General features: G+C 42.0%; 21 protein-coding genes. 5 read left to right on the top strand and 16 right to left on the bottom strand.

The window, feature by feature from the left end:
* The first annotated feature begins 6 nt into the window (after positions 1-6).
* Entirely contained in the window at positions 7-948 is a 942-nt protein-coding gene (locus tag AC1DRQ_RS15720) for a glycerophosphodiester phosphodiesterase family protein (protein ID WP_477425614.1), read from the top strand.
* 130 nt (positions 949-1,078) lie between these two features.
* Here AC1DRQ_RS15720 and AC1DRQ_RS15715 read toward each other — a convergent pair whose 3' ends face one another.
* From AC1DRQ_RS15715 to AC1DRQ_RS15705, 3 genes are all read right to left on the bottom strand, one after another.
* Positions 1,079-3,085: a hypothetical protein gene (locus AC1DRQ_RS15715; RefSeq protein WP_477425613.1), complete on the bottom strand. Its 2,007-nt coding sequence runs from the start codon at positions 3,083-3,085 to the stop codon at positions 1,079-1,081.
* Between the two features lie 42 nt (positions 3,086-3,127).
* Positions 3,128-4,903 (bottom strand): alpha-keto acid decarboxylase family protein, encoded by a 1,776-nt coding sequence (locus AC1DRQ_RS15710; protein WP_477425612.1) that lies wholly within the window; start codon positions 4,901-4,903, stop codon positions 3,128-3,130.
* 202 nt (positions 4,904-5,105) lie between these two features.
* A complete protein-coding gene (locus AC1DRQ_RS15705; RefSeq protein WP_429394708.1) occupies positions 5,106-5,441 on the bottom strand; it encodes a winged helix-turn-helix transcriptional regulator in 336 nt (111 codons plus the stop codon).
* A gap of 107 nt (positions 5,442-5,548) precedes the next feature.
* Here AC1DRQ_RS15705 and AC1DRQ_RS15700 point away from each other — a divergent pair, with 107 nt between their 5' ends.
* Complete coding sequence (locus AC1DRQ_RS15700) at positions 5,549-6,550, top strand: quinone oxidoreductase family protein (protein ID WP_477425611.1); 1,002 nt, start codon at positions 5,549-5,551, stop codon at positions 6,548-6,550.
* Between the two features lie 29 nt (positions 6,551-6,579).
* On the opposite strand, the gene AC1DRQ_RS15695 is transcribed toward AC1DRQ_RS15700, so the two are convergent.
* A complete protein-coding gene (locus tag AC1DRQ_RS15695) occupies positions 6,580-7,470 on the bottom strand; it encodes a 1-aminocyclopropane-1-carboxylate deaminase/D-cysteine desulfhydrase (RefSeq protein WP_477425610.1) in 891 nt (296 codons plus the stop codon).
* Between the two features lie 134 nt (positions 7,471-7,604).
* Here AC1DRQ_RS15695 and AC1DRQ_RS15690 point away from each other — a divergent pair, with 134 nt between their 5' ends.
* Both AC1DRQ_RS15690 and AC1DRQ_RS15685 read left to right on the top strand, forming a co-directional pair.
* Positions 7,605-8,663 carry an RluA family pseudouridine synthase gene (locus AC1DRQ_RS15690; RefSeq protein ID WP_477425609.1) on the top strand — a complete coding sequence of 353 codons (1,059 nt, stop codon included), beginning with the start codon at positions 7,605-7,607 and terminating at the stop codon, positions 8,661-8,663.
* A gap of 146 nt (positions 8,664-8,809) precedes the next feature.
* The gene (locus AC1DRQ_RS15685; RefSeq protein ID WP_477425608.1) at positions 8,810-9,646 is read left to right on the top strand and encodes an aminotransferase class IV; all 837 of its coding nucleotides are present in this window, start codon (positions 8,810-8,812) and stop codon (positions 9,644-9,646) included.
* Between the two features lie 112 nt (positions 9,647-9,758).
* Here AC1DRQ_RS15685 and AC1DRQ_RS15680 read toward each other — a convergent pair whose 3' ends face one another.
* The 5 genes from AC1DRQ_RS15680 to AC1DRQ_RS15660 all read right to left on the bottom strand — a co-directional run bounded on the left by AC1DRQ_RS15680 (position 9,759) and on the right by AC1DRQ_RS15660 (position 13,455).
* On the bottom strand, positions 9,759-10,556 hold the full coding sequence (locus tag AC1DRQ_RS15680; protein ID WP_477425607.1) for a DUF3050 domain-containing protein: 798 nt from the start codon (positions 10,554-10,556) through the stop codon (positions 9,759-9,761).
* 126 nt (positions 10,557-10,682) lie between these two features.
* A complete protein-coding gene (locus AC1DRQ_RS15675; RefSeq protein ID WP_477425606.1) occupies positions 10,683-10,973 on the bottom strand; it encodes a type II toxin-antitoxin system RelE/ParE family toxin in 291 nt (96 codons plus the stop codon).
* A complete protein-coding gene (locus AC1DRQ_RS15670) occupies positions 10,958-11,203 on the bottom strand; it encodes a hypothetical protein (protein WP_477425605.1) in 246 nt (81 codons plus the stop codon). Before AC1DRQ_RS15670 ends, AC1DRQ_RS15675 begins: the two co-directional genes overlap by 16 nt.
* 50 nt (positions 11,204-11,253) lie before the next feature.
* Positions 11,254-12,171, bottom strand: a complete 918-nt coding sequence (gene fmt / locus AC1DRQ_RS15665; RefSeq protein ID WP_477425604.1) for a methionyl-tRNA formyltransferase — start codon at positions 12,169-12,171, stop codon at positions 11,254-11,256.
* A gap of 33 nt (positions 12,172-12,204) precedes the next feature.
* Positions 12,205-13,455, bottom strand: coding sequence for an exo-beta-N-acetylmuramidase NamZ family protein (locus AC1DRQ_RS15660; RefSeq protein ID WP_477425603.1), 1,251 nt, complete (start codon positions 13,453-13,455; stop codon positions 12,205-12,207).
* 85 nt (positions 13,456-13,540) lie between these two features.
* On the opposite strand from AC1DRQ_RS15660, the gene AC1DRQ_RS15655 reads away from it, so the two are divergent.
* Positions 13,541-14,761 carry an ABC transporter permease gene (locus tag AC1DRQ_RS15655; RefSeq protein WP_429394729.1) on the top strand — a complete coding sequence of 407 codons (1,221 nt, stop codon included), beginning with the start codon at positions 13,541-13,543 and terminating at the stop codon, positions 14,759-14,761.
* 5 nt (positions 14,762-14,766) lie between these two features.
* On the opposite strand, the gene AC1DRQ_RS15650 is transcribed toward AC1DRQ_RS15655, so the two are convergent.
* The 7 genes from AC1DRQ_RS15650 to AC1DRQ_RS15620 form a co-directional block, all read right to left on the bottom strand.
* Positions 14,767-15,513: a hypothetical protein gene (locus AC1DRQ_RS15650; protein ID WP_477425602.1), complete on the bottom strand. Its 747-nt coding sequence runs from the start codon at positions 15,511-15,513 to the stop codon at positions 14,767-14,769.
* Complete coding sequence (locus tag AC1DRQ_RS15645; protein ID WP_477425601.1) at positions 15,510-17,027, bottom strand: hypothetical protein; 1,518 nt, start codon at positions 17,025-17,027, stop codon at positions 15,510-15,512. The genes AC1DRQ_RS15650 and AC1DRQ_RS15645 overlap by 4 nt, the downstream gene beginning before the upstream one ends.
* Complete coding sequence (locus tag AC1DRQ_RS15640; RefSeq protein ID WP_477425600.1) at positions 17,020-17,574, bottom strand: RNA polymerase sigma factor; 555 nt, start codon at positions 17,572-17,574, stop codon at positions 17,020-17,022. The genes AC1DRQ_RS15645 and AC1DRQ_RS15640 overlap by 8 nt, the downstream gene beginning before the upstream one ends.
* Before the next feature lie 300 nt (positions 17,575-17,874).
* Complete coding sequence (locus AC1DRQ_RS15635) at positions 17,875-18,315, bottom strand: hypothetical protein (RefSeq protein ID WP_477425599.1); 441 nt, start codon at positions 18,313-18,315, stop codon at positions 17,875-17,877.
* Between the two features lie 61 nt (positions 18,316-18,376).
* A complete protein-coding gene (mazG, locus tag AC1DRQ_RS15630) occupies positions 18,377-19,180 on the bottom strand; it encodes a nucleoside triphosphate pyrophosphohydrolase (protein ID WP_477425598.1) in 804 nt (267 codons plus the stop codon).
* Positions 19,181-19,272: 92 nt separating this feature from the next.
* The gene (gene mnmC2, locus AC1DRQ_RS15625) at positions 19,273-19,956 is read right to left on the bottom strand and encodes a tRNA (5-methylaminomethyl-2-thiouridine)(34)-methyltransferase MnmC2 (RefSeq protein WP_477425597.1); all 684 of its coding nucleotides are present in this window, start codon (positions 19,954-19,956) and stop codon (positions 19,273-19,275) included.
* Between the two features lie 78 nt (positions 19,957-20,034).
* Positions 20,035-21,336 (bottom strand): rhodanese-like domain-containing protein (locus AC1DRQ_RS15620; protein ID WP_477425596.1); only part of this gene is annotated, 1,302 nt, incomplete at its 5' end.

The following is a 21,336-nucleotide window of genomic DNA, read 5'->3' as shown; positions in this document are numbered from 1 at the left end:
AACCCCATGAACAGGCTATCACCTACCAAAATATTTTTATTGTGCCTGCTGTTAGTTGCAACAGCAAAAATTTCAAGCGCGCAAACGGAAATAAATGTGCTTCAATTTAAAAACACAAAGGAGTTTCAGCAGTATTTTAAACATACCGGGAGAGATATGCCCGTGATCAGCGGTCATCGTGGCGGAACAACTACCGGTTACCCCGAAAATTGCGTAGCCACGTTCGAAAATACCCTTAAACATACCCCCGCCTTTTTTGAGATCGATCCCCGGTTAACCAGGGATAGCGTGGTTGTTTTAATGCATGATGAAACGCTCGACCGTACAACAACAGGTAAGGGCAAGGTATCAGATTATACTTTTGCTGAGCTACAAAAATTCAGGTTAAAAGATCCCCAGGGTAATGTTACCGATTACAAGATACCAACACTTAAAGAAGTCATTTTATGGAGTAAAGGTAAAACGGTAGTAAACCTTGACCATAAAGATGTACCGCTTGAAATGACCGCCAAAATATTAAAAGAGTGCAAAAACGAAGAAGTAATGTTAACGGTGCATAACGCCCAGCAAGCCCGGTTTTATTACGACAATAACCCTAAAAATATGATGTCGGCATTTGTGCTCACGAAAGAGGCTTTTTACACTTATGAAAAGGCTGGGGTTCCGTGGAAAAATATGATAGCCTATATTGGTCCGACTAACAAACCGGAAAATAAAGAGCTGTTAGACATGCTTCATGCTAAGGGTGTTATGTGTATGATTTCGGCAGCGCCATCGTATGATAAATTAAAGGACCCGGCTGAGCGTGCCAATCATTACCGTGAAACGTTTGCCATGGGTGCCGATATTTTGGAGTCGGACTTGCCAATTGAGGTAGCAGAAGCCATAAAATCAATTATGCCTGCATCCGGAATTCAAAAGAAATTTTGGGGCAGGGTAAAATTATAATAGATAGGTATACATTATTCTTCTTCATAAAAAGGGCACCCGGGATAACGGAATGCCCTTTTTTTATAAAAAAATGCCTGATTGCAAATGCAATATCAGCATACATTGTTACTTTGGTTTTCGGGTATTATCAACTGCATGGACAAATAAAGGGATACTCTTTATTGTCAATAATTGGTTTTATACCAAAGAAATCATTCAGCACTGATTCAGCGGTGCAGAAAGCCCCCTCAACCCAGGCCTGGTCATTTGAATAGGCTTCGCCAACTATGAAAATGTTAGCATCGGCTCCCTTTATCAGTTGCGATGGCTTGCGGATCTTCTGCTGCACATCGCAAATATCATAATGCGCCGCATATGCATGGTACCCCGCGTTAAACGGCGGCAACGACCAATCCATGTACCGGGTTTCTAAAGGTTCAGGCACTATGCTATAGTCTGCCGCCGGTCCAAAATGTATGGCTGCCAACTGCTGACGCAGCATTTTTACCATTACCTCAGGGGCTTTGCGCGGCCCAATCAAAGGCTGATAGTTTTCTGAGAATGGGATTTTCTCTACGGAGTCCGTAGAGTATTCCAGCTCTTCCCAAAAACTGGTGAATTGCTCGTCGTCATAGCTGGCCAATATCCCATAAACGGGCTTAGCGGTTTTGTCGAGCGCATTATTGCCAAAATAAACAACCTGCCTTATAGGGGTATCGGTTACGCTTGGCCCTATGGTGTTGCGTTCGGCAGCTGCAAGTAATTGGGCCTGCTGCACAGCCGTAAGCGGCACACCAATGCATTTTTCAACATTGCTTATCAGGTCAGCAGCAGAAGCAAATGGTGTTTCAATAACTACCGGGTTCTTGCTTTTTTGTATATCAACCAGGTATTGTTGCGGAAAACCCTCCGCGCCAAGCGCTTTCAGCACATCGGTTGTTACTTCATAGCTGATGATGGGTGCCGGGTAAGCAGGCGGGTTTGCAGCAGTGGCCATCCACCAGGGCGAATTAAAAAACATCCCCACTTTATAAGATGGCTGCAGCACCGCCGACTCCAAATATAATTGCACTTTTCGGTGATTCAGAACATCTAACCCTTTATGATCTTCATAGCGGGTTGCCTCTGCAATCAGGTCTAACGAACCGCGGGGCATAGCCATCCATGCAGCATCCGTGGTTTTTGTGGCCGATTTTTTATCCGGGTGCTCACGTTTGGCAATGCTGTAACGGATCACATTGTCAATTTCAAGAATAGAATGCAAACGGGTGTTTGGACTATACTCAAAATTAACACCTTTTTGTTTTGCCAATTTCACAATAGCATTAAACAAGGCATTGAACATGCTTGAATAGCCATGTGTAAGGGTTTTGTATTCGGTGCCTGGTGTAAATTCATTATTAGCCTGAAAGGCTACGGCCGAATTCCAGTTGATGACGTTAGAGGTATAACCATTACCATCGTTGGTGTAATTATACCCTTCTGATCCCAGCTGATCAAACATCAGGTTCCAGTATCCTATATTTTTCAGGAGATCGCCTTTCTGAAAAACAGACGATTCCGGCAGATCAGCAGTGATCTTTCCATCCTGATAAAATTTGCACCACTCGGTACGGGTTTTAGGGCCTTTATCTTTGGTAACAGCCAGGCTTTCAACAATGTTGAACCCATTATCGGGCGGTTGACTTGCGCCATTGTTCTTTACATTATATGGAGCCGGGTTGGTTTCGCTTATATCATTATAATACATGTTTTTGGTGCGCAGATAATAAAGTGGATTGGTTGACTCATTGAACGGGATCGAATATTTATCCAGGTCAAGCTGTTTAATAACCGTTGTAACCAATCGGTGGCCACCGCTCATAGCTTCATTTTTTCCGTCCCATTCTGAGTAGCGCATACCGCCCAATTCCAGGTATGATTTTGTTTTATCGTTTTGGTAGTGCCAGGTACAAACGCGGGCTCCGGCGGCGCGGGTCCCTTTATGCTCATTTGTAAAATCGTACTGGCCCCAATCATACAATTCAAGGGTATCGCCGTGATTAAGCTGTTTTGATTGATGCTGCTCACCGGTGGTTTCGCCATTCAATAGCCGCCATGCGGTATAAAGCCCCGAGGCACCGGCACCGAAAATAGAATAAGTTTTATTTTTCATGTTGATTTAGGTTATAGGTGTATATAATTTTTTAGTGGTTGGTTATTCTAATCCAAGTCTGCGCATTTGGCCGGGAAGATCTTTTTCGGGGATCACTACTTGTACCAGCGTAGGTTTATTGGTTTTTGTTTTTAATTTTTCCAGTAGTGCATCAAGTTCCTTTACTGTTTTAACAATGTGCCCCTCGGTCCCAAAAGCTTTTGCAAGCGCCAGGTAGTCCCATTTGGGGAGTATGTCAAAAGCATCAAATTTATGCTGAGGGCCGGGCTTAAACGAGTCCATATCAACATAAACCTGCTCAATAGCATACACGCCGTTGCTCATTACAAATATCACCGCGTTAAGGTTGTTGCGGGCAAGGGTTGACAGCGATTGGCAAACCATCATAAAACCCCCGTCTCCGGCTATGGTCCATGCCCGTTTCCCGCTTCCAAGCTGTGCACCTGATGCAGCCCCGGTTTCAAAGCCAATGCACTGCCAGGCTGCCGACGAGATAAAGCTGTTTTGCGACAGCCCGTAAGCGTTAGTAGCTACATATAACGACGAGCTGACGCCGTAGGTCATCACAATATCCTTTAGCATATCATTATCATTCAAAAATTTCATGGAATGCTGAAAAAAGCGATTGTAAGTAATGGTATCCGGTTTATCGTCCCAATGCGGATCTGAGTTTGATAACCAGGGTTCCGGGTAAACCGGCTGCGGGGGGGCTATTGTTGCAAGCGGGTATCCCTTGGTGGTTTTAAACAGATGCAGTAAGGCTTCCATAAAATCCTTCATGGTAACGTTTTCATAAATAAAGTAACCGGCCCTTATCTGTTTGGTAGTGGCCAGCACCATATCGGCATACTTGCTTTCAATAAAAACAAGGTAATCGTCTGTAATAATGGTGCCTAATGTCAGGAAGCAATCAGCTGCTGTTACCAGGTCAGTTACGTTTTTAATAGACGCCGCATCAGAGTAAGTGCCTATAAATTTGTTACCCTTTTCATCGAGCACGGTTTTGCCCAGGCTGGTAGTTGTGTATAAAAACCCGCTTGCATCAATGATTTGTTGCAACAAGCCCGACAGCCCATGCCGAAGCACCTCGACCCCGGCAAATATCAATGGGTTTTTGGCCGCGGTAATTTGTGCCCAGGCCTGTGATACTGCATTTTCAAGTGCCAGCGGATCGCTCTTTATTACCAGCGGTTTTAAAGGTTTATCTGATGGCTTTGGACAGGGTTCGCCCCAAACCTCTTTGTAACAAGCAATGTAAACCGGTTTTTTATGGGTGATGGCTGCTATCAATAAATTGTCTATTTTCTCCGGAGCGCCAACAGATGTGCTCAGTGTTTCGGCGCTTACAGTTACATGCTCGAATACCTCCTGATCGGCCTGCAGGTTACCGGTTGAGTGGTGGTAAAGCACATCATACATTTTGCCGATCTGGCGGGCATCTGCTCCCGGGCATGCGCTGATAACCACAACCGGGCCTAGCTCAACATAAGCCCCGGCAATAGCATTAAGCGCGCTAAAGGTGCTAACCCCATATTGCAGTGATACAGCTCCAAGCCCCCGGGTTCGTCCGTAAGCATCAGCAGCATAAGCGGCATCAAGCTCATTAACAGCGCCAATGGCATTTACGCCATCAAAATATTCCAGTGCTTGCGTAAAATGTTTAACATAATCGCCCGGAATTTGGAATACTTCGGTTACGTTGAGTTGTTTTAACCGGGTTAAAAGATAATCGGCTACGGTAAACGGTTGAGATTGCTTGTCATTTAAGGCATTAGCGGTAATAGGGCTTTCATGAAACCGGAGGTTTTGATTTGACATGACGATAAGACTTTAGGTTAGAGGTTTATAATAATAAGTATAAAGCTATAATATTCTTTTCATTCCTAAAAATTATTTAACTATTATTTTAATATTAATCAATGGTTAAGTGTATTGTTTCTTAAAAAACAGAGAAATGTTAAGAGGCTGCCTCTAACCGCTTTCAATTTTCGCTGTTACGAATTAGCTCGTGAAAGTTAATTTACTTATCGCTCCACTCGGCAAGGTCAAATAATATGGGTAATAGCGCTTCTCCTTTTGGGGTTAGCTGATAATCAACCCTCACCGGAACTTCAGGAATGATGTTTTTAATGATTAGGCCTGATGCTTCCAATTCTTTAAGCTGTTTCCCCAGCGACTGGTCTGTTATTGAAGGCATTACGCTTTTGAGTAAGCTAAACCTGTTCTTGTTTTCGGCTATATGGATAACAATTAATGCTTTCCATCTTCCTGATATGGTATCAAGCGCACTGTTTATCCTGCATGATTTATATAGGAAAGCTTTATTAGCAGCATTTGAAGAGTTTTCTTTGATCATAACAGGTACTCCATTTTTTGTGAGTTACTCCCAATTATTGGAGTAAGGGTTTAATAAATACAGGAAATGTAGTTTTGAACCTTAAGCAAATTTAAAGCTATATACCAATGAAAGCAATAATATTAAATGGTTTTGGCGATGTATCAAACTTCAGTTTAGCTGAAATGGAAACGCCTGTAATAAAAAATGACGAAGTACTGATTCAAATTAAAGCAGCGGCTTTTAACCCTATTGATTACCAGATGCGCCTTGGGTTAAGAGAGAGCCGGTTAATGCGGTCGCCGGTTTTGGGTCGTGAGTTTTCGGGTATAGTTTTAAAAACAGGCAGTGAGGTTAATGATTTTGAACCTGGCGATGAAGTGATGGCGCTGGCGGGTAGCCGGGGATCAAACGGCAGCTATGCCGAACTGATGGGGTTGAATCATAAACTATTGGCTAAAAAGCCTAAAAATATAAGTTTTGAACAAGCTGCTGCAATTCCCTCATCGGGCGTTACCGCATGGCAATGTTTAACCCGGATGGGGGCAACAAAAAACAACAGCATTTTTATAAATGGTGCTGCAGGTGGTGTTGGTCGTTTTTTAATAAAGCTGCTAAAGTCACAAGGGATATCAAATATTGTGGCCACAGCAGGCAGCGAACAAAGCATTACTGCCCTCAGAGATCTTGGATTAAATGCAGCACAAATTATAAACTATAAAGACGATGAGTTAGAGCAAAATATCCTGAACGCTAATGCAGGGAACAAATTTGATTTTGCTATAGATATTGTAGGCGGGGGCATAGCCGAAACAGCAGCACAAGTGTTAGCGGTTAACGGTACTTACCTGGATGTTACTTTTTTAGGTACTCAGACAACCCGGGAGATCCTGTTTGATAAGGGATGCAATATCCTTAATATCTCTGGCTACGCATATGCTTTGGCCGATAACTTGGGCTGGTATGGTAATACGCTGAATAAGATAACTGCATTAATTGAACAGGGTGATATTGATGCACCTGCGGTAAATGTTATTGGAAAATTTAACATACAAACAGTACAGCAAGCCCACGTATTGATGGAAGCAAACCAGATATATGGGAAAAAACTCGTGATGACAATTTCTTAAAAGAGTGATGATAAATAGTAATATTATTATTAAAATTTATCCTTCATCCCTAACAATCCCCAGATGCCGCCACTGTGGATGGCCAGTATATTGCTGCCGGGCTTAAAATGGTTTTTACGGATCAGATCATAAAGCGCATACATCATTTTGCCGGTATACACAGGTTCAATTACTATCCCGGTACTGGCTATAAACTGTTTCACGAAACTGATCAGCTCGTCAGTAGCTTTGCCATAACCGCCAAAATGGTAATCAGTATGCAAGTCATAATCAGCAGGAGCGGTCAGGAAACGATCTATCTCCTGTTTAATAAAACCACCATTTTTAAATACGGGGATGGCATTAAACCGGGTATTAAGCTGATGGCTGGTTAAACCGTTTATAATACCGGCGGCGGTAGTTCCCGTTCCGCAGGCGCAAAAAATATGATCATAAGGTTCTGCAAGTTCATCAACCAGTTCGCTGCAGCCCTTAGCGCCTTCGGCGGATGCACCACCTTCATCAATAAAAAAGGCATTATCGTTATCTCCAAAATATTTACTGAACAAAACCTGTTTATCGCGATAGCTTTCACGGTCGGTAAATATCAATTGCATGCCGTGCAGTTTGCATAAAAACAAAGTGTTGTTATTTACGGCTTCGCCACGCACAATGCCGGTGGCTTTAAACCCGAACCGGGCTGCCGCCGCAGCCGTGGCCAGCAGGTGGTTGGAGTAAGCGCCACCGAAAGTTACCAAATGGTTTTTATGTTGCTCTCGTGCATTTTTAAGCAGGTATTTTAGTTTACGCCATTTATTGCCCGATATCATGGGGTGTATAAGGTCATCGCGTTTTAAAAAAACTTTTACGCCGTGTTCATCAAACAATGGGTTGCTGATATGGTGAACAGGACTAAAAATTTCAAGATCAATATTCATCATATAGTATCAGGTATCACGATATTAGTATCAGGACATCTTTGCAAATGCCAAACTATTTAAAAATCCTGATACTTGATACTAATATCTTGATACTATCTTAACGTACCATAAAAAACGATTACTTTTGCCCTCAAATGGCAGACGATACCGAGCTTATAGAGCAGGAAGAACAGGATTTATTTGAACACTTACGCATTGTGGTTGATAAAGGGCAATCCTTGCTGCGTATTGATAAGTTTTTGATGCACCGGGTGGAGAATGCCTCGCGCAACCGCATCCAGAACGCTATTGAACTGGGTAACGTGTTGGTGAACGATAAGCCCATCAAATCGAACTACAGGGTAAAACCGCTTGATGTGATATCGGTAGTATTGCCGCACCCGCCGCGCGATACAGAGGTTTATCCCGAAGACCTGCCCATTAATATTGTTTACGAGGATAATGATGTGCTGGTGGTTGATAAAGCTGCCGGCATGGTGGTGCACCCGGGTTATAATAATTATACCGGCACGTTGGTAAACGCGTTGGTTTTTCATTTTCAGCAGTTGCCTACTTTGCCGGGTAACGACGGCAGGCCGGGCCTGGTTCACCGTATTGATAAGGACACTTCGGGCCTGCTGCTTATCAGCAAAAATGAACGCTCTATGAGCTGGCTGGCCAAGCAGTTTTTTGATCATACCATTACCCGCAAATACATTGCCCTGGTTTGGGGCGATCTGGAGCAGGACGGTACCGTAACAGGCTATATTGGGCGCAGTATAAACGACCGCAGGGTAATGTCGATATACGATGACCCCGAAAAGGGAAAGTGGTCTGTAACGCATTATAAGGTGCTTGAGCGTATGGGTTATGTTACCCTGATAGAGTGCCAGTTAGAAACCGGCCGTACCCACCAGATCAGGGCACATATGAGGCACATTGGTCACCCTTTATTTAGTGATGCCACCTATGGTGGTGACAAGATTTTAAAGGGCACTGTATTCAGTAAATACAAGCAGTTTGTTGAAAACTGTTTTGAGCTGATGCCGCGACAGGCACTGCACGCGCAAACGCTGGGCTTTTTGCATCCAACGTTAAAAAAGCAAATTGCCTTTGAATCGCCATTACCACCCGATTTTGAAAGTGTGCTGCAAAAATGGCGTAAATATACATCTGCTGGCAATCAGGCTAATGCGGTTACAGAGGAGTTTTAATTGTGCAACATCTTTATATAAGCATGGTTTTTGTATAGCAGTATGGCATTAGTGAATTTACACTGGCATAGCAATATGAACAACTTACCTTGTTTAATCCGAGTTAAAAATCTGCATTTTTGCACATCCAAAATCAGCACATCCAAATGATGCCCGTTTTTATCAATTTTAATGGAGATATACTCCCTGCTAACAGTAACCTGCTTACCATAGCTAACAGAGCTTTTAAGTATGGCGACGGTTTGTTTGAGAGTATGCGTTTAATGAAAGGGCAGCTTAAGTTTGCCGAGCTCCATGCCGACCGCCTGCAACGTGGTATGAAAGCCCTTAAAATTGACGGCTACTCGCAAATGGACACCTGGTTTTTGAAGGATATTGTAGAAGAGCTGGCCAAAAGGAACAAGGTAAAGCATGGCCGCCTGCGTTTAACCGTTTACCGGGATGCCGAAGGCTTATATACACCTTCTCAAAATAAAATGGGTTATTGCCTGGAGCTTACCGCATCAGAGGAGCCCCGGTACTTTTTAAATGAAAAGGGTTTGATCATGGATGTGTTTACTGAACTGCCAAAACCATCAAACTACCTGTCGAACATCAAGACCTGTAACTCGCTCATTTATGTAATGGCAGGTATCTACAAAATGCAAAATAAACTTGATGATGTGTTTTTGCTAAACCAAAATGGTTTTTTATGCGAAGCCAGCAGCTCGAATATATTTATTTACTACCAAAACCATTTATATACTCCCGCTTTAAGTGAAGGCTGTGTAGAAGGGGTAATGCGACAGGTAGTAATAAAACTGGCGCAGGAAAACAACATTGACGTTACCGAAGCCCAGATAAACCCCGATATACTTTACGAAGCCGACGAGGTATTTTTAACCAACGCCACCCGTGGAATCCAAACCGTTATGGGCTTTGGCGTAAGGCGCTATTTTAACCGCATCAGCAAAGTATTGATGGATGAGTTAAATAAGTTGTAAGTGGTTACAGTCTCAATTAATTTGTCATGCTGAACGCAGTGAAGTATCTATTTTACAATATGCATGTTCACAAATAGATCCTTCGTTCCTTAGGATGACAAAATCTTAAATATTATTCCTCTACAGATACCGGAGCTTTTATAGCAGCCAATATACCATCCCAAAGTGCAATGCGGGTTTGCAGGGCCTCTTTCACCGCATCTGTTGCTTCCAGCCATTTGCTGTCATCATTGCCGCAAAGTTCGGCAGTCATTTGGTAGGCTAACTGGGAGTGGTGGTCGCCGTCAACTTCAATATGGCGTTCCAGGTAGTAGAGTAAAATATCAACTTTGCCGGGCAATTGCTGACTCAGCTCTTTTACTATACTCACAAACATATCAGGTATCAGATCCTCACGACCGAAGGTAAATACAGCGGCCTGTACATGGTTTTTGCCGGTGCCTATCACTTCAAAAGTGTGTTGTACAAAGTTGCGGGCGGCTACCGGAATATCAGCAATAATAAGTGCCTCATCAATATGTTTACCAAAATTAAGCTCATTAAACAGATTGTTTATGCCAACAGCCTGGCTGCCGGCCTGCTGCATGGCACGCAGGTACAATTCAAAATGGCTGGTGCGGTTACCCGCTTCGTCCACATCACTTTCTTCGCCGGTAACAATTTCGTTGATCAGGTAGCGGGTATTGGAATTGCCTGTTGGCATCCATGGTGTGCTGGTACAGGTTAATTTTTGTTGTAATGATTTTAGCAGCGACATGAAATCCCATACGGCAAATACATGATGATCCATAAAAACAGTAAGGTCATCAAGCGAGTTGATGTTTTTATAAAGCTCGTGCTGTATTAGTTGCTCACGTAAAGGCTGGATCTCGTTTTTTAAATGTGTAATCCTGTCGCTGTAATTTGCCATGGGGTAATAAAAATATGTGCGGGCAAAAATAGTAAACAGGGTGATTATTAACGAAGTGTTTATTTATTTTGACTTTAGGTTGATAGGGGGAGGTTTGGGAAACAGCTATAAAACACATACGACGACTTAAGCTTTATCAGGATGTTGTCTTGTATCAAACAATCTCAAAATTATAATTTTTTGTCCCTTTATTCTGTAAAAAACTTTTAATCTTTTATGAATTACAAAAGCACGAATATTCTTTTGGGTGTGTGCCACACTTCCAAGTTCTGGGAAAGTTTCAAGAATTGATGCAAATTCAATTGTTAAGTTTTTGAAACGGATAGCTGCAATACTGCCAAATTCATTATGTATATATTGGAGAATTGAATCAAAATCATGTTCGGACTTTTTTGTAAAAACTACTTCAAAGGCCATTCTTTATATTTCGATTTCAATGCAGATAGAGGTACTAAATCTGTTTCATCTTCACTTTCTTCGTAGGCGGTTAAAACTTCTCTTTGTTGGCTGGGAGATAAAGACTGCCAAAGTGAATTTTGAGGGCTTACGGATCGACTGATTACATCATAGAATTGTGACAACAGATCCGGATCATCTATCTGATCTATCAAACTGTGAAATTCTGATTTCAATTCTGCGAGTTTCATGTTATAAATTTAGGGATATTAAATATATAATCAAAACATCACTATTTCACCTACAACTTCATCCCCCTCAAAAAATCCTCAATACCCATGCGTTTTTTACCTTCCAGCTGTATATCAGTAAGGCTGATGAACCCATCTTTAGCGGCAAACTTCAGGTAGGTTTTGTTATCGGTCAGGAAACCACCGGGTTGTATGGTGGGTTCTTCCGGTTGCAGTTCTGATCTGTATACTTTTAATACTTTACCATTCAGGTGTGTATAAGCGGTAGGGATCGGGCTAAGACCGCGTATTTTGTTGTACACTTGCTGGGCAGGTTGGTTCCAGTCAATCAGGCAATCTTCCTTGAAAATTTTGGGGGCGTGTCTCAGTTCTTCACCAGTTAGCAGTTGCGTTTGCGGGTGCTCATGGTAGCGGCCGCTTTCTATAGCTTTTACTGTTTTTACCAACAGGCCTGCGCCTTTATTCATCAGCCAGTCATGCAGTTCACCAGCAGTTTCATGGCCGCTTAATGTTGTTTTTTCAGTAAACAAAACATCCCCGGTGTCAATTTCGTGTTTCAGGAAAAATGTGGTTACGCCGCTTTCCTTCTCGCCATTTATGATCACCCAGTTAATAGGAGCGGCACCACGGTATTGTGGTAATAGCGAAGCGTGTAAGTTAAGTGTGCCCCGTGCCGGCATATTCCAAACAGCTTCGGGTAACATACGGAAGGCAACTACTACCTGCAGGTCGGCATGCAATGCTTTAAGGTGGGCCAAAAACTCCGCGTTTTTTAATTTTTCAGGTTGAAGTACCTTCAGTCCGTTGGCTACTGCATATTGTTTCACTGCCGATTCGCTTACCTTTTGCCCGCGGCCCGCGGGTTTATCAGGAGCGGTAACTACACCTACAATATCACAGCCTGCTTGAATTAATGCATCCAATGATGCAACGGCAAACTGGGGGGTACCCATAAATACAATTCTCATGCTATTATATGTTTGATAGTGCTTCTTCTGCTGTTATTCGTATAATAAATATTTACTGCGCGTGGTTTTAAACTTATTAAGCCCGGGCTCCCAGCTGCTGCGTATCTCAGCTTCGGTTTTACCGGCTTCAATTTGTTTTCTTAGTTCGGTAGTGCCTGCAAGCTTGGTAAAATAAGCGTTAAAAAAATGCGCTTTGTCTGGAAAAGCCTTGTAAAGTTCTAAGAGCCATGATAAATTAATGTGGCCTTTATCCCTTATCATATCAATACTATACTCTTTTAAATTGATAYCGTAACAAAGCCTGTCTTTTTGTGGCGGGTCTTCGCTCATACCCGGTATACTTGTTGGCGTAAATGAAAAAGTGTATTTGCCCTTCAGCGATGGGTGACCAATCTCTAAAAAAGGAAAAAGTGTACCCCGACCTAAGCTAAGTGTTGTACCCTCAAACAGGCACACACTTGGATACAGCAAAATAGATTGATCGGTATTTAAATTTGGTGACGGATTTACCGGTAGTTTATAAACCAAGGAGTGTTTGTAATTAGCCACCTTAATAATATTCAGTTTGCATTTTATGCCATCTTTTAACCAACCCTCGCCGTTTATCATTTGGGCGTATTCGGCAATGGTCATTCCATGACTAATAGGTATAGGGTGCATGTTTACAAAAGAGCGAGGTACATGTGCAGTATCAAGCAAAGGGCCATCAATTAAGTATCCGTTAGGATTGGGCCTGTCCAGTATCATGAGCTCAACATTGTTTTCGGCACAGGCTTCCATTACGTAGTGCAAGGTTGATATATAGGTATAAAACCTTGCCCCAACATCCTGAATATCAAATATAACCAGGTCAAGGCCTTTCAGATCTGCAGGAGTTGGTTTATAATGTTTATTGCCATATAAAGAAATTACCGGCAAACCGGTTTTATTATCGATAGCGTCATTTACGCTGGCACCATTGCTGGCATTTCCCCTGAAACCGTGCTCGGGCCCGAATATTTTTTTTACTGTTATACCTGCTTTTAGTAAACTGTCAACACTGGGCGTTAGGGTTTTACCAATAACAGAAGTTTGATTTACAACCATCCCAATATTTTTTCCCTTAAGATAGTTAATGTACAGCGGAATTTGATCGGCCGCGGTAATTATTTCGGGAATTATTTTTTTGGCGTTTTTAGTCTTTGCCGAATCACATTTGTTGCAAACAGCGGGACTGCCACATGCATTATTTGCCAATAAAACCGTTATTAAAACGCATTGTAAAAAAATACTTGTTCTTATCATAAAATATTATGTTGAAACAATTTTAATAGTAGCAGGTTTAGTAGCAAAACCGCATATTTGCGAAGGTACAAAAAATCATTCTGCATTGAGTTTCGCCTCCTTTATATCAGCACGTATAACATTCAAATCAAAACGCACTTTTTCGAAGCTGATAGTGCGTATTGCCATTATTGGTATTATGCTGGGTTTGGGAGTTATGATACTTTCATTAGCCATTGTTAAAGGTTTTAAACGTGAGATCCGCGAAAAGGTACGTGGATTTGCTGGCGATATCCGCATAGTGAAATTTGATCTGAACAGTTCGTATGAGAGTTCGCCTTTTACAACTGATAGTAATTTTGTAAAGCGAGCGCTCAAAAGCCCGCTGGTAACCCGTGTTATGCCCGTTGCCACCAAACCGGGTATTATTAAGGCCAATAACGAAATTGAAGGGGTAGTGCTGAAAGGGGTTGATAAAAGCTACGACTGGACTTACTTTAAAAAAGCGATGGTGGCAGGCGATGTTATTGACTTTACCGACTCGGTAGAGGCGCAGAAAGAGATCATGCTATCGCAAACAACAGCTAACCGTTTAAAATTAAAAGTAGGCGATAAGCTGCTGATGTATTTTGTTCAGGAGCCGTTGCGCAAGCGCCAATTTAAATTAAAAGGCATATTTAGTATCGGGGTAGAGGAGGTGGATAAAACCTTTGTGGTTGGTTCGCTTTCATTAATTAACCGCCTTAATAACTGGAAGCCCGGCGAAATAGGGGGATATGAACTGCAGGTAGCTGATTTTGACGAGATAAATTATGCAGCCAATAAGCTCGACGATATATTACCGGTTAAACTAAAATCATACACCGTGATGGAAGATTATCCTGCCATATTTGAATGGCTTAACCTGTTAGATGTAAACTCCGTGGTGATGCTGGTACTTATGGTTATAGTTGCGGTAATTAACATGATATCGGCCCTGCTCATCATGATCCTGGAGCGTACCTCTATGATAGGCATGTTTAAAGCCATGGGCGCAACCAACTGGAATATACAAAAGGTGTTTTTATTTAACGCCACCTATCTTATAGGTTTGGGTTTGCTGCTGGGAAACGCACTGGGTTTGGGTTTAGGCTTTTTTCAAAACGAAACCCATTTCTTTAAGCTCGACCAAGCGTCATATTATATGACCTTTGTGCCAGTTGAGTTTAACTTTGCCGATATTTTAATGCTGAATATAGGCACGCTGATCATTTGCCTGCTGGTATTGATCATACCATCCATGCTGGTAAGTAAAATATCGCCGGTAAAAGCTATCAGGTTTAAATAATTAAGTTAAAGTAACTGGCAGCTAATGCCAAACCTGATCAGTTCGCTGTGGGCTTCAAATTTTGTATCGGCTACAACATTGCCTTCATAGTTGGTTAAGCCGTGAGCATAACTTGCTGTAATGCCAAATTGATTGTAAGTAGCAGCAAGGCCAAGTCTTAAACGTACATCAGTTGGGGTATTGTTTATTTTTCTGTTGATAGTGTAAACTTTGTCATCGTTATCTTTAACAGTTCCCATATCATAAGTGCTTAAATTAAGACCTACATCTATACCAGGTAAAATATCTAAATTAACTTTTTGCAGTTGTAAGCGGTAGCCAATATAAGGGTTAAGGTTAATAACGCGGTTTTCAAGATTGGTATGCCCTGTAACAGAAAAATTAGGATGAGCAGGAGCGATGTAAATAATATTAGGATCATAATATACCGCTGATGCATATTGACCAATGTTCACCTTGCTTTGAAGAAATTCATAACCGGCCTGCAAGCCAAAAATAAAGCCGCTTTTTGATACAGCCTGTATCTGGGCGCCAATACCGTAACTAAAAGCATTCCGGTTTCCGTAAGGATTATTGGTGTAATTATTGGGATCGCCTGTTAATGATGCTTGAGCAACGGTGGAGTTTGCTGTAGCCGATTTACCTCCGAAATGAAATAAACCTGAATAAGCTTGTGCCGACACCTCGATTTTTTGGGCATACAAATGCATGCCTGTTAATAAAGCCATTAGGGTAAGTAATAACCTTTTCATTTTTTTTGTGTTGTGAAATTGAGTTTCAGGTTTAAACCGGCCGCTCCAAACTGGATCTGTTGCGAACCTAAACCAGAAAGCGGGTATTTTAAAAATGGTTCAATAATAAGGCGGTTACCTTTACCCACCGGATAGCCAACCCCAAATGATACGTTAAGCGTTTTGGCAAAATAAAATCCGCTGAAGTTTTTACGGGTTACCTCATCTGTAGTTTGCTGTGGCGCCCCGGCTGCAATTGATGATGGCGCAAAGCCGTAAACCGAGGTATAAGCCTCGTTTATAAATGTACCCGAACTTAAACCAGCTGAAATATAAGCATCACTTTTTTGCGGGTTAAACTCATATTTTATGTTCATGGGGATATCTAAACCAATTAAACTGGCATTATAATTTTTAAGAACAGGGAATGCCGCAGCGGTAGAGAACAGGTCGGCCCGGTACGAAGATAAAGCCTGGGTTTTTGATACCACATCAGCAGTAACAGGAGGCGCGCTATTATAGCTCAACGTATTTTGAGCCAATGCCACCCCCGTTGAAAGTTTTAGGTTTTTACTGAGTTTAATATCAGAGGTAAAACCTGCCCCTGCATTGATCTGATTATTACTGCCTTTTGCGTAATTAACAAATGTAGCCGCATATACACCAAAGCGCACCTTTTTATCACCGGCATACTTTTCGTCTGTTTTTTGGGGTTTAGTATTTTCGCCCGCAAAAAGCCTGTCCATTGAATTAGTTGGTGCTTGTTTAGGGGCTACTTTAACAGGTTGCCGCATTATAGTATTTGAGCTGGCAGGCACTGTATTTGCATCCGTAGCCGGGGCAGTAACAGCATATTGCGGTGTATTTGTTTTAGCACTATCTGGTTTAATTTTTACTGGTGAAAGTGCAGTGTTGGCACCAGGAGCTGCCGGAGCAGTAATGGCATACTGAGGCGCATTTGTTTTAGCAACAACGCTTTTTACGCTATCTTCTGGTTTGGTTTTGAGTTTGGTATTATTAACAGCCTGGGTATTGCTTAAAGGCTGTTGTACTGCTGCTATATTAGTATTGGCGTAGTCAGGTGCTTTATTACCCGTTATATTAGGGGCAGAAGGGGTAGCAGGTAATTTATTTACCGGTGTTTTTGAAGCGTATTTATTCACAGTATCAATTGCAGGGGCAGTAGCCGCATTAGCAGGATTGTTTTTAAGAGCAGGGTTTTGCTTTGTTGCCAGCAATTTATTGGTATCGGAAGATACTGTTTGTTCCTGTTTGTTTTTTGCCGGTTTTACAGCCATTGTTTCAGGCAGTTGCTTTTTACTGCCCATCCACAAACCAATACCTATAAATAATAGCACAGCAGCGGCTGCACTTCCCCACCAAAGCCAGGCAACGGGACGCTTCTTTTCCATTTCAGGAAATTTGTTCCTGAGCAGTAACCAACCTTCATCAGCAGAAGGGTATGATGTGTCGTCAAAATTATCGAACACCTCCCTGATGCGGTTGTTTAAGTCGTTATCCAACTGCTCATCCATGGCTTTGTGTTTCTTTCTTTAACATTTTTCTTAATCTTTCTTTTGCCCTGCTCAGATAAACCCGTGATGAGCTTACCGGAATAGTCAGCATATTTGCAATTTCGTCGTGATTGTATCCGTCTATTTCGTATAAGTTAAAGATGGTAAGCTGTATTGCAGGCAGCTCGCGCATCAATTTTAAAATATCCTGCACATTTAAATTATCAACTGTACTTATATGACTGCTTATAGGGGCAGCATTATCCAAATCAACATTTAACTGGAATTTAAGGTCCTTACGTCTGCGGTCAATAGCGGTATTAACTACAATAGTACGTAGCCATGCTTTAAAGGGCTTATCAATATTATAACTATGTATGGCATTAAATACCTTTATAAATGCGTCATTTACAGCCTCTAATGCATCGTCCCGGTTTAAACTGTAGCGCAAACTTATACCCATAGCGTAGCCATAGAATAGCTTATACAGCATTTCCTGGTATTTTAAGCTGCCTGTTTTGCATTGGCTGATGACTTCTTCTTCAGTAATGCGTGGGGGTGGATGCATTAAGTATTTTTAATTCCGCTTAAATATTGTTGTTGATTTATAATCCTTTACGCAGTAAAGAACATTATTGATACAATAAAAATAAACATTTTTTTAAATGATCAATTTAATTTACCTGTTCCAATTTTTTGTTATTACCCCAACGGTAAAAAGCTACTGGTTGGATATGCTAATGAAAAAAATTAAAGAATCAGCAGGCAGTTAAGCGCTGCTGATCTTTAATTTTACACAGGTAGAAGATTTGCTGGTAAAAACCGCCGCTTAAAAAAAGCGACGGCCGGTAATTAAAACAAAAAATAATTAATTTGAAGTTTTATTAAAATCATAACGGAGTATGGTATCCTGAGTAGAATTTGTACGCAGTAATTGCAGCAATGTACCATTATAAAAATATTGATAAACACCTACCAAATGGCGCTTAGCTTRCGGGCCTGCTTTATAGGTACTATCCAAAAAGCTCATAAAGTTACCATCGTAACCAAAGTTGCCTTTGCTGCCGGCGTGTATGGTAGCTGTATCGCCGGTTACGGCAAAATGATATGGAGATGTTAATTTTAAAATAAGAGCTGTATCCTTTACGGTACTATCAACTGCACCAGTAGAATTATTTTTTGTTAACATCCTGAACTTTCCTTTAAAGGAGCCTGAAGGAGTAAGAATTGGAATATTATCCGATTTTGGTGAACAAGCCTCGCCTAATATCAACAGCAGGGGTAATAAGTAAAATAAATTGCGTTTCATATAATTCGTATTTTTAACCATTACGTAATATTTTTTTAAACGCTACACCAGGCGTGAATTTTTATAACTTTTTTGCTTCATCCCAAAATATATCCATTTCGGCAAGGCTCATATCATGCAGTTGTTTGCCGTTCTCTTTTGCTTTATGCTCCAGGTATTGGAAACGTTTAATGAATTTCTTGTTTGTTTTTTCGAGCGCGTTCTCGGGGTTGATGTTTATAAAGCGTGCATAATTGATAAGCGAGAATAACAGGTCGCCAAATTCGCCTTCGGCTTTTTCATGGTCAATGGCACTTTCATCCTCCGCATTAAACTCATTTTTAAATTCCTGCATTTCCTCTTCAACCTTGGCCCATACCTGAGTTTTTTCTTCCCAGTCAAAACCCACGCCCCGGGCTTTTTCCTGTATACGCGATGCTTTTACCAGGGCCGGTAACGAAGCCGGTACACCACCCAAAACAGATTTGTTGCCCTCTTTTAATTTGATCTGTTCCCAGTTGCGTTTTACATCTTCTTCATTCTGTACTTCAACGTCGCCATAAATATGCGGGTGGCGATTTATGAGCTTTTCGCATACGCTGTTCAGCACATCGGTGATCGTAAAGTCATTGGTTTCGGAAGCTATTTTGGCATAAAAAACCAGGTGGAGCATAATATCGCCCAGTTCTTTTTTTATTTCCTGCATATCGGCGCTTAAAATGGCGTCGCTAAGCTCATAGGTTTCTTCGATAGTAAGGTGCCGCAGGCTTTCCAGTGTTTGTTTTTTATCCCAGGGACAATTTGCCCTCAGATCATCCATAATGCTGAGCAAACGCTCAAATCCGGTTGCAGGGGTATTAGCGGTAGCTGGTGCTTGTAGCGGCATAAGTTATATTTTTAGTAGTGACGCAAAGATAGGGGATTTAGAATCAAGAGAAAAGATACAGGAATGGAGATAAGTGTTGAAACGGGTCGCTTTTACAAAGCTAATACTGCCCGCAACATTTCGCGTTTGCCGGCTGCACCGGGTACTTTTTCTATGTTTAAACCTAAAGCTTTGAGCATTCTTTTCAGGTTGCCGGTTATGGCATAAGTAACAAATACGCCACCAGGCTTTAAAAAGCTGATCACATGGCTTATGGCTGCCTGCTCCCACATTTCGGGCTGGCGGGCCGATGCGAAGGCATCGAAGTAAATAATATCATATTGTTGCTTCGACGTAAAATCCATGAGCTTGCAGTTTGCAATTTGCAGCTGGCAATAAGTATCAAGGTTTACTTCATTTTTTAATGCATCAGGATAATGTGCAATATAAGTTTCCCACAATTGTGACGATGTATATTGTTCGTACCCCGTTTGGGCCATCATGGTTGTATCCAGCGGGTAGGCTTCAATCCCGGTATAATGAAGCTGTTTTTTATTTTCGATACATACATCGGCACTGAGTAAAAAGTTTAGACCGGTGCCAAAGCCAACCTCCAGTATGCTTACCCCGGTAGCATCGCTTTTGGCTAAAAAGTAGTTGAGTCCGGAGTTTACAAATACATGCCGGCTCTCTTGCAACGCACCATTACGCGAGTGATAATGTTCGCCCACTTCGGCATTATAAATGGTTTTTGAGCCATCGGCTGTAGTTACTATTTCGAGGTTTTTATCGGTCATTCGGCATTAATTAATCTAACTTTTTAAGCAGAAAGACACTCTAACTTTTAAAGCTCCCTTCTTTGGGGAGGATTGGGTTTAATTATGAACTCCTTCGTCAAACTCAACCACTACCTCGCCCAGGTCATATACAGGTACTTGTTGTATTTTAGCTGCAACTATACTGGCGGCAGCAGCAGAGCGATAGCCCGCCGCGCAGTGTATAATGATAGGCTTATCGATAGGTATTTCATTTATGCGTTCGCGTAATTCGGGCAGCGGAATGCTGGCGGCGTTTTTAAACACCTTGCCTTCATTTACCTCACCATTGTTGCGTACATCAACAATATTATAGTTATCCTGATTAGCCTTAAAGTCGTCCAGATCAAGATGGGCCGATTTTTCAGTCGCATTAACCGGTGCTAACAGGGCAGCTTTAATGTTTTTTTCGTAACCTATTTTGGCTGCTTTTTTTATGAGGATGTTCAGGCTGCCCTCATTTTCGGCTATAAGATAAAAAGGCTCGCCTGGTTTTAATACCGATCCCAGCCATGTTTCAAATTTATCACCGTCCTGCAGGTTAATAGCGCCTTTGATGTGTCCATTCCTAAACTGCTGTTTAGGGCGGGCATCTACAATCAGGACGTCTTTTTGCAGGGGACTTTCGGCACTTATCCGGGTAACGGCATCAACACTTGGCTTAAAAGCCTGTGCACCGGTTTTATTCAGATCAACATCATAACCAAAATACTTGGGTATAAAGGGCTGGTCGGTAGTTAATATTTTAACAAAGGAGAGTTCGTCCATTAGTTGCAGGGCATAGTTTTCGCGCAGTTCGCGGCCTATGGTGCTTTCCAGGTCGGGGCTTAGGTTTTTGCCGCATAATGAACCGGGGCCGTGCGCCGGGTAAACTATAACGCTTTTTGGCAGGGTCATTAATTTATGGCGGGTACTCTGGTACATTTGTTTGGCCAGTTCTTCTTTTTTGGCGGTGATGTTGCCCACATTTTCGCGCAGATCCGGGCGACCCACATCACCTACAAACAAAGTATCACCAGTAAAAATGGCGACATCCTTGCCTTGCTCATCTTCCAGTAAAATACAAATAGAATCGGGCGAGTGGCCTGGGGTGTTAATGGCTTTTAGTTTAACATCATTAAGTTGTATAAAATCGCCATCGTCAAAAGTTTCATGCGGATAGGCGGCGCCAGTTAGCTTGCTGCAATAAATAACAGCACCTGTAGCCTGGTGAATTTCCAGATGCGAGCTCACAAAATCGGCATGTGGGTGGGTTTCAATAACGCCCACAATATCGGCATCACGCTGGGCCGCAAAATCATAGTAAGGCTGCGGATTACGGGCCGGATCAATAACAATCATTTTACCTGTACGGATCACTGC

It is taken from the genome of Mucilaginibacter sp. P4_E8, assembly GCF_056401495.1.
This window is presented reverse-complemented; position numbering and strand designations above follow the sequence as displayed.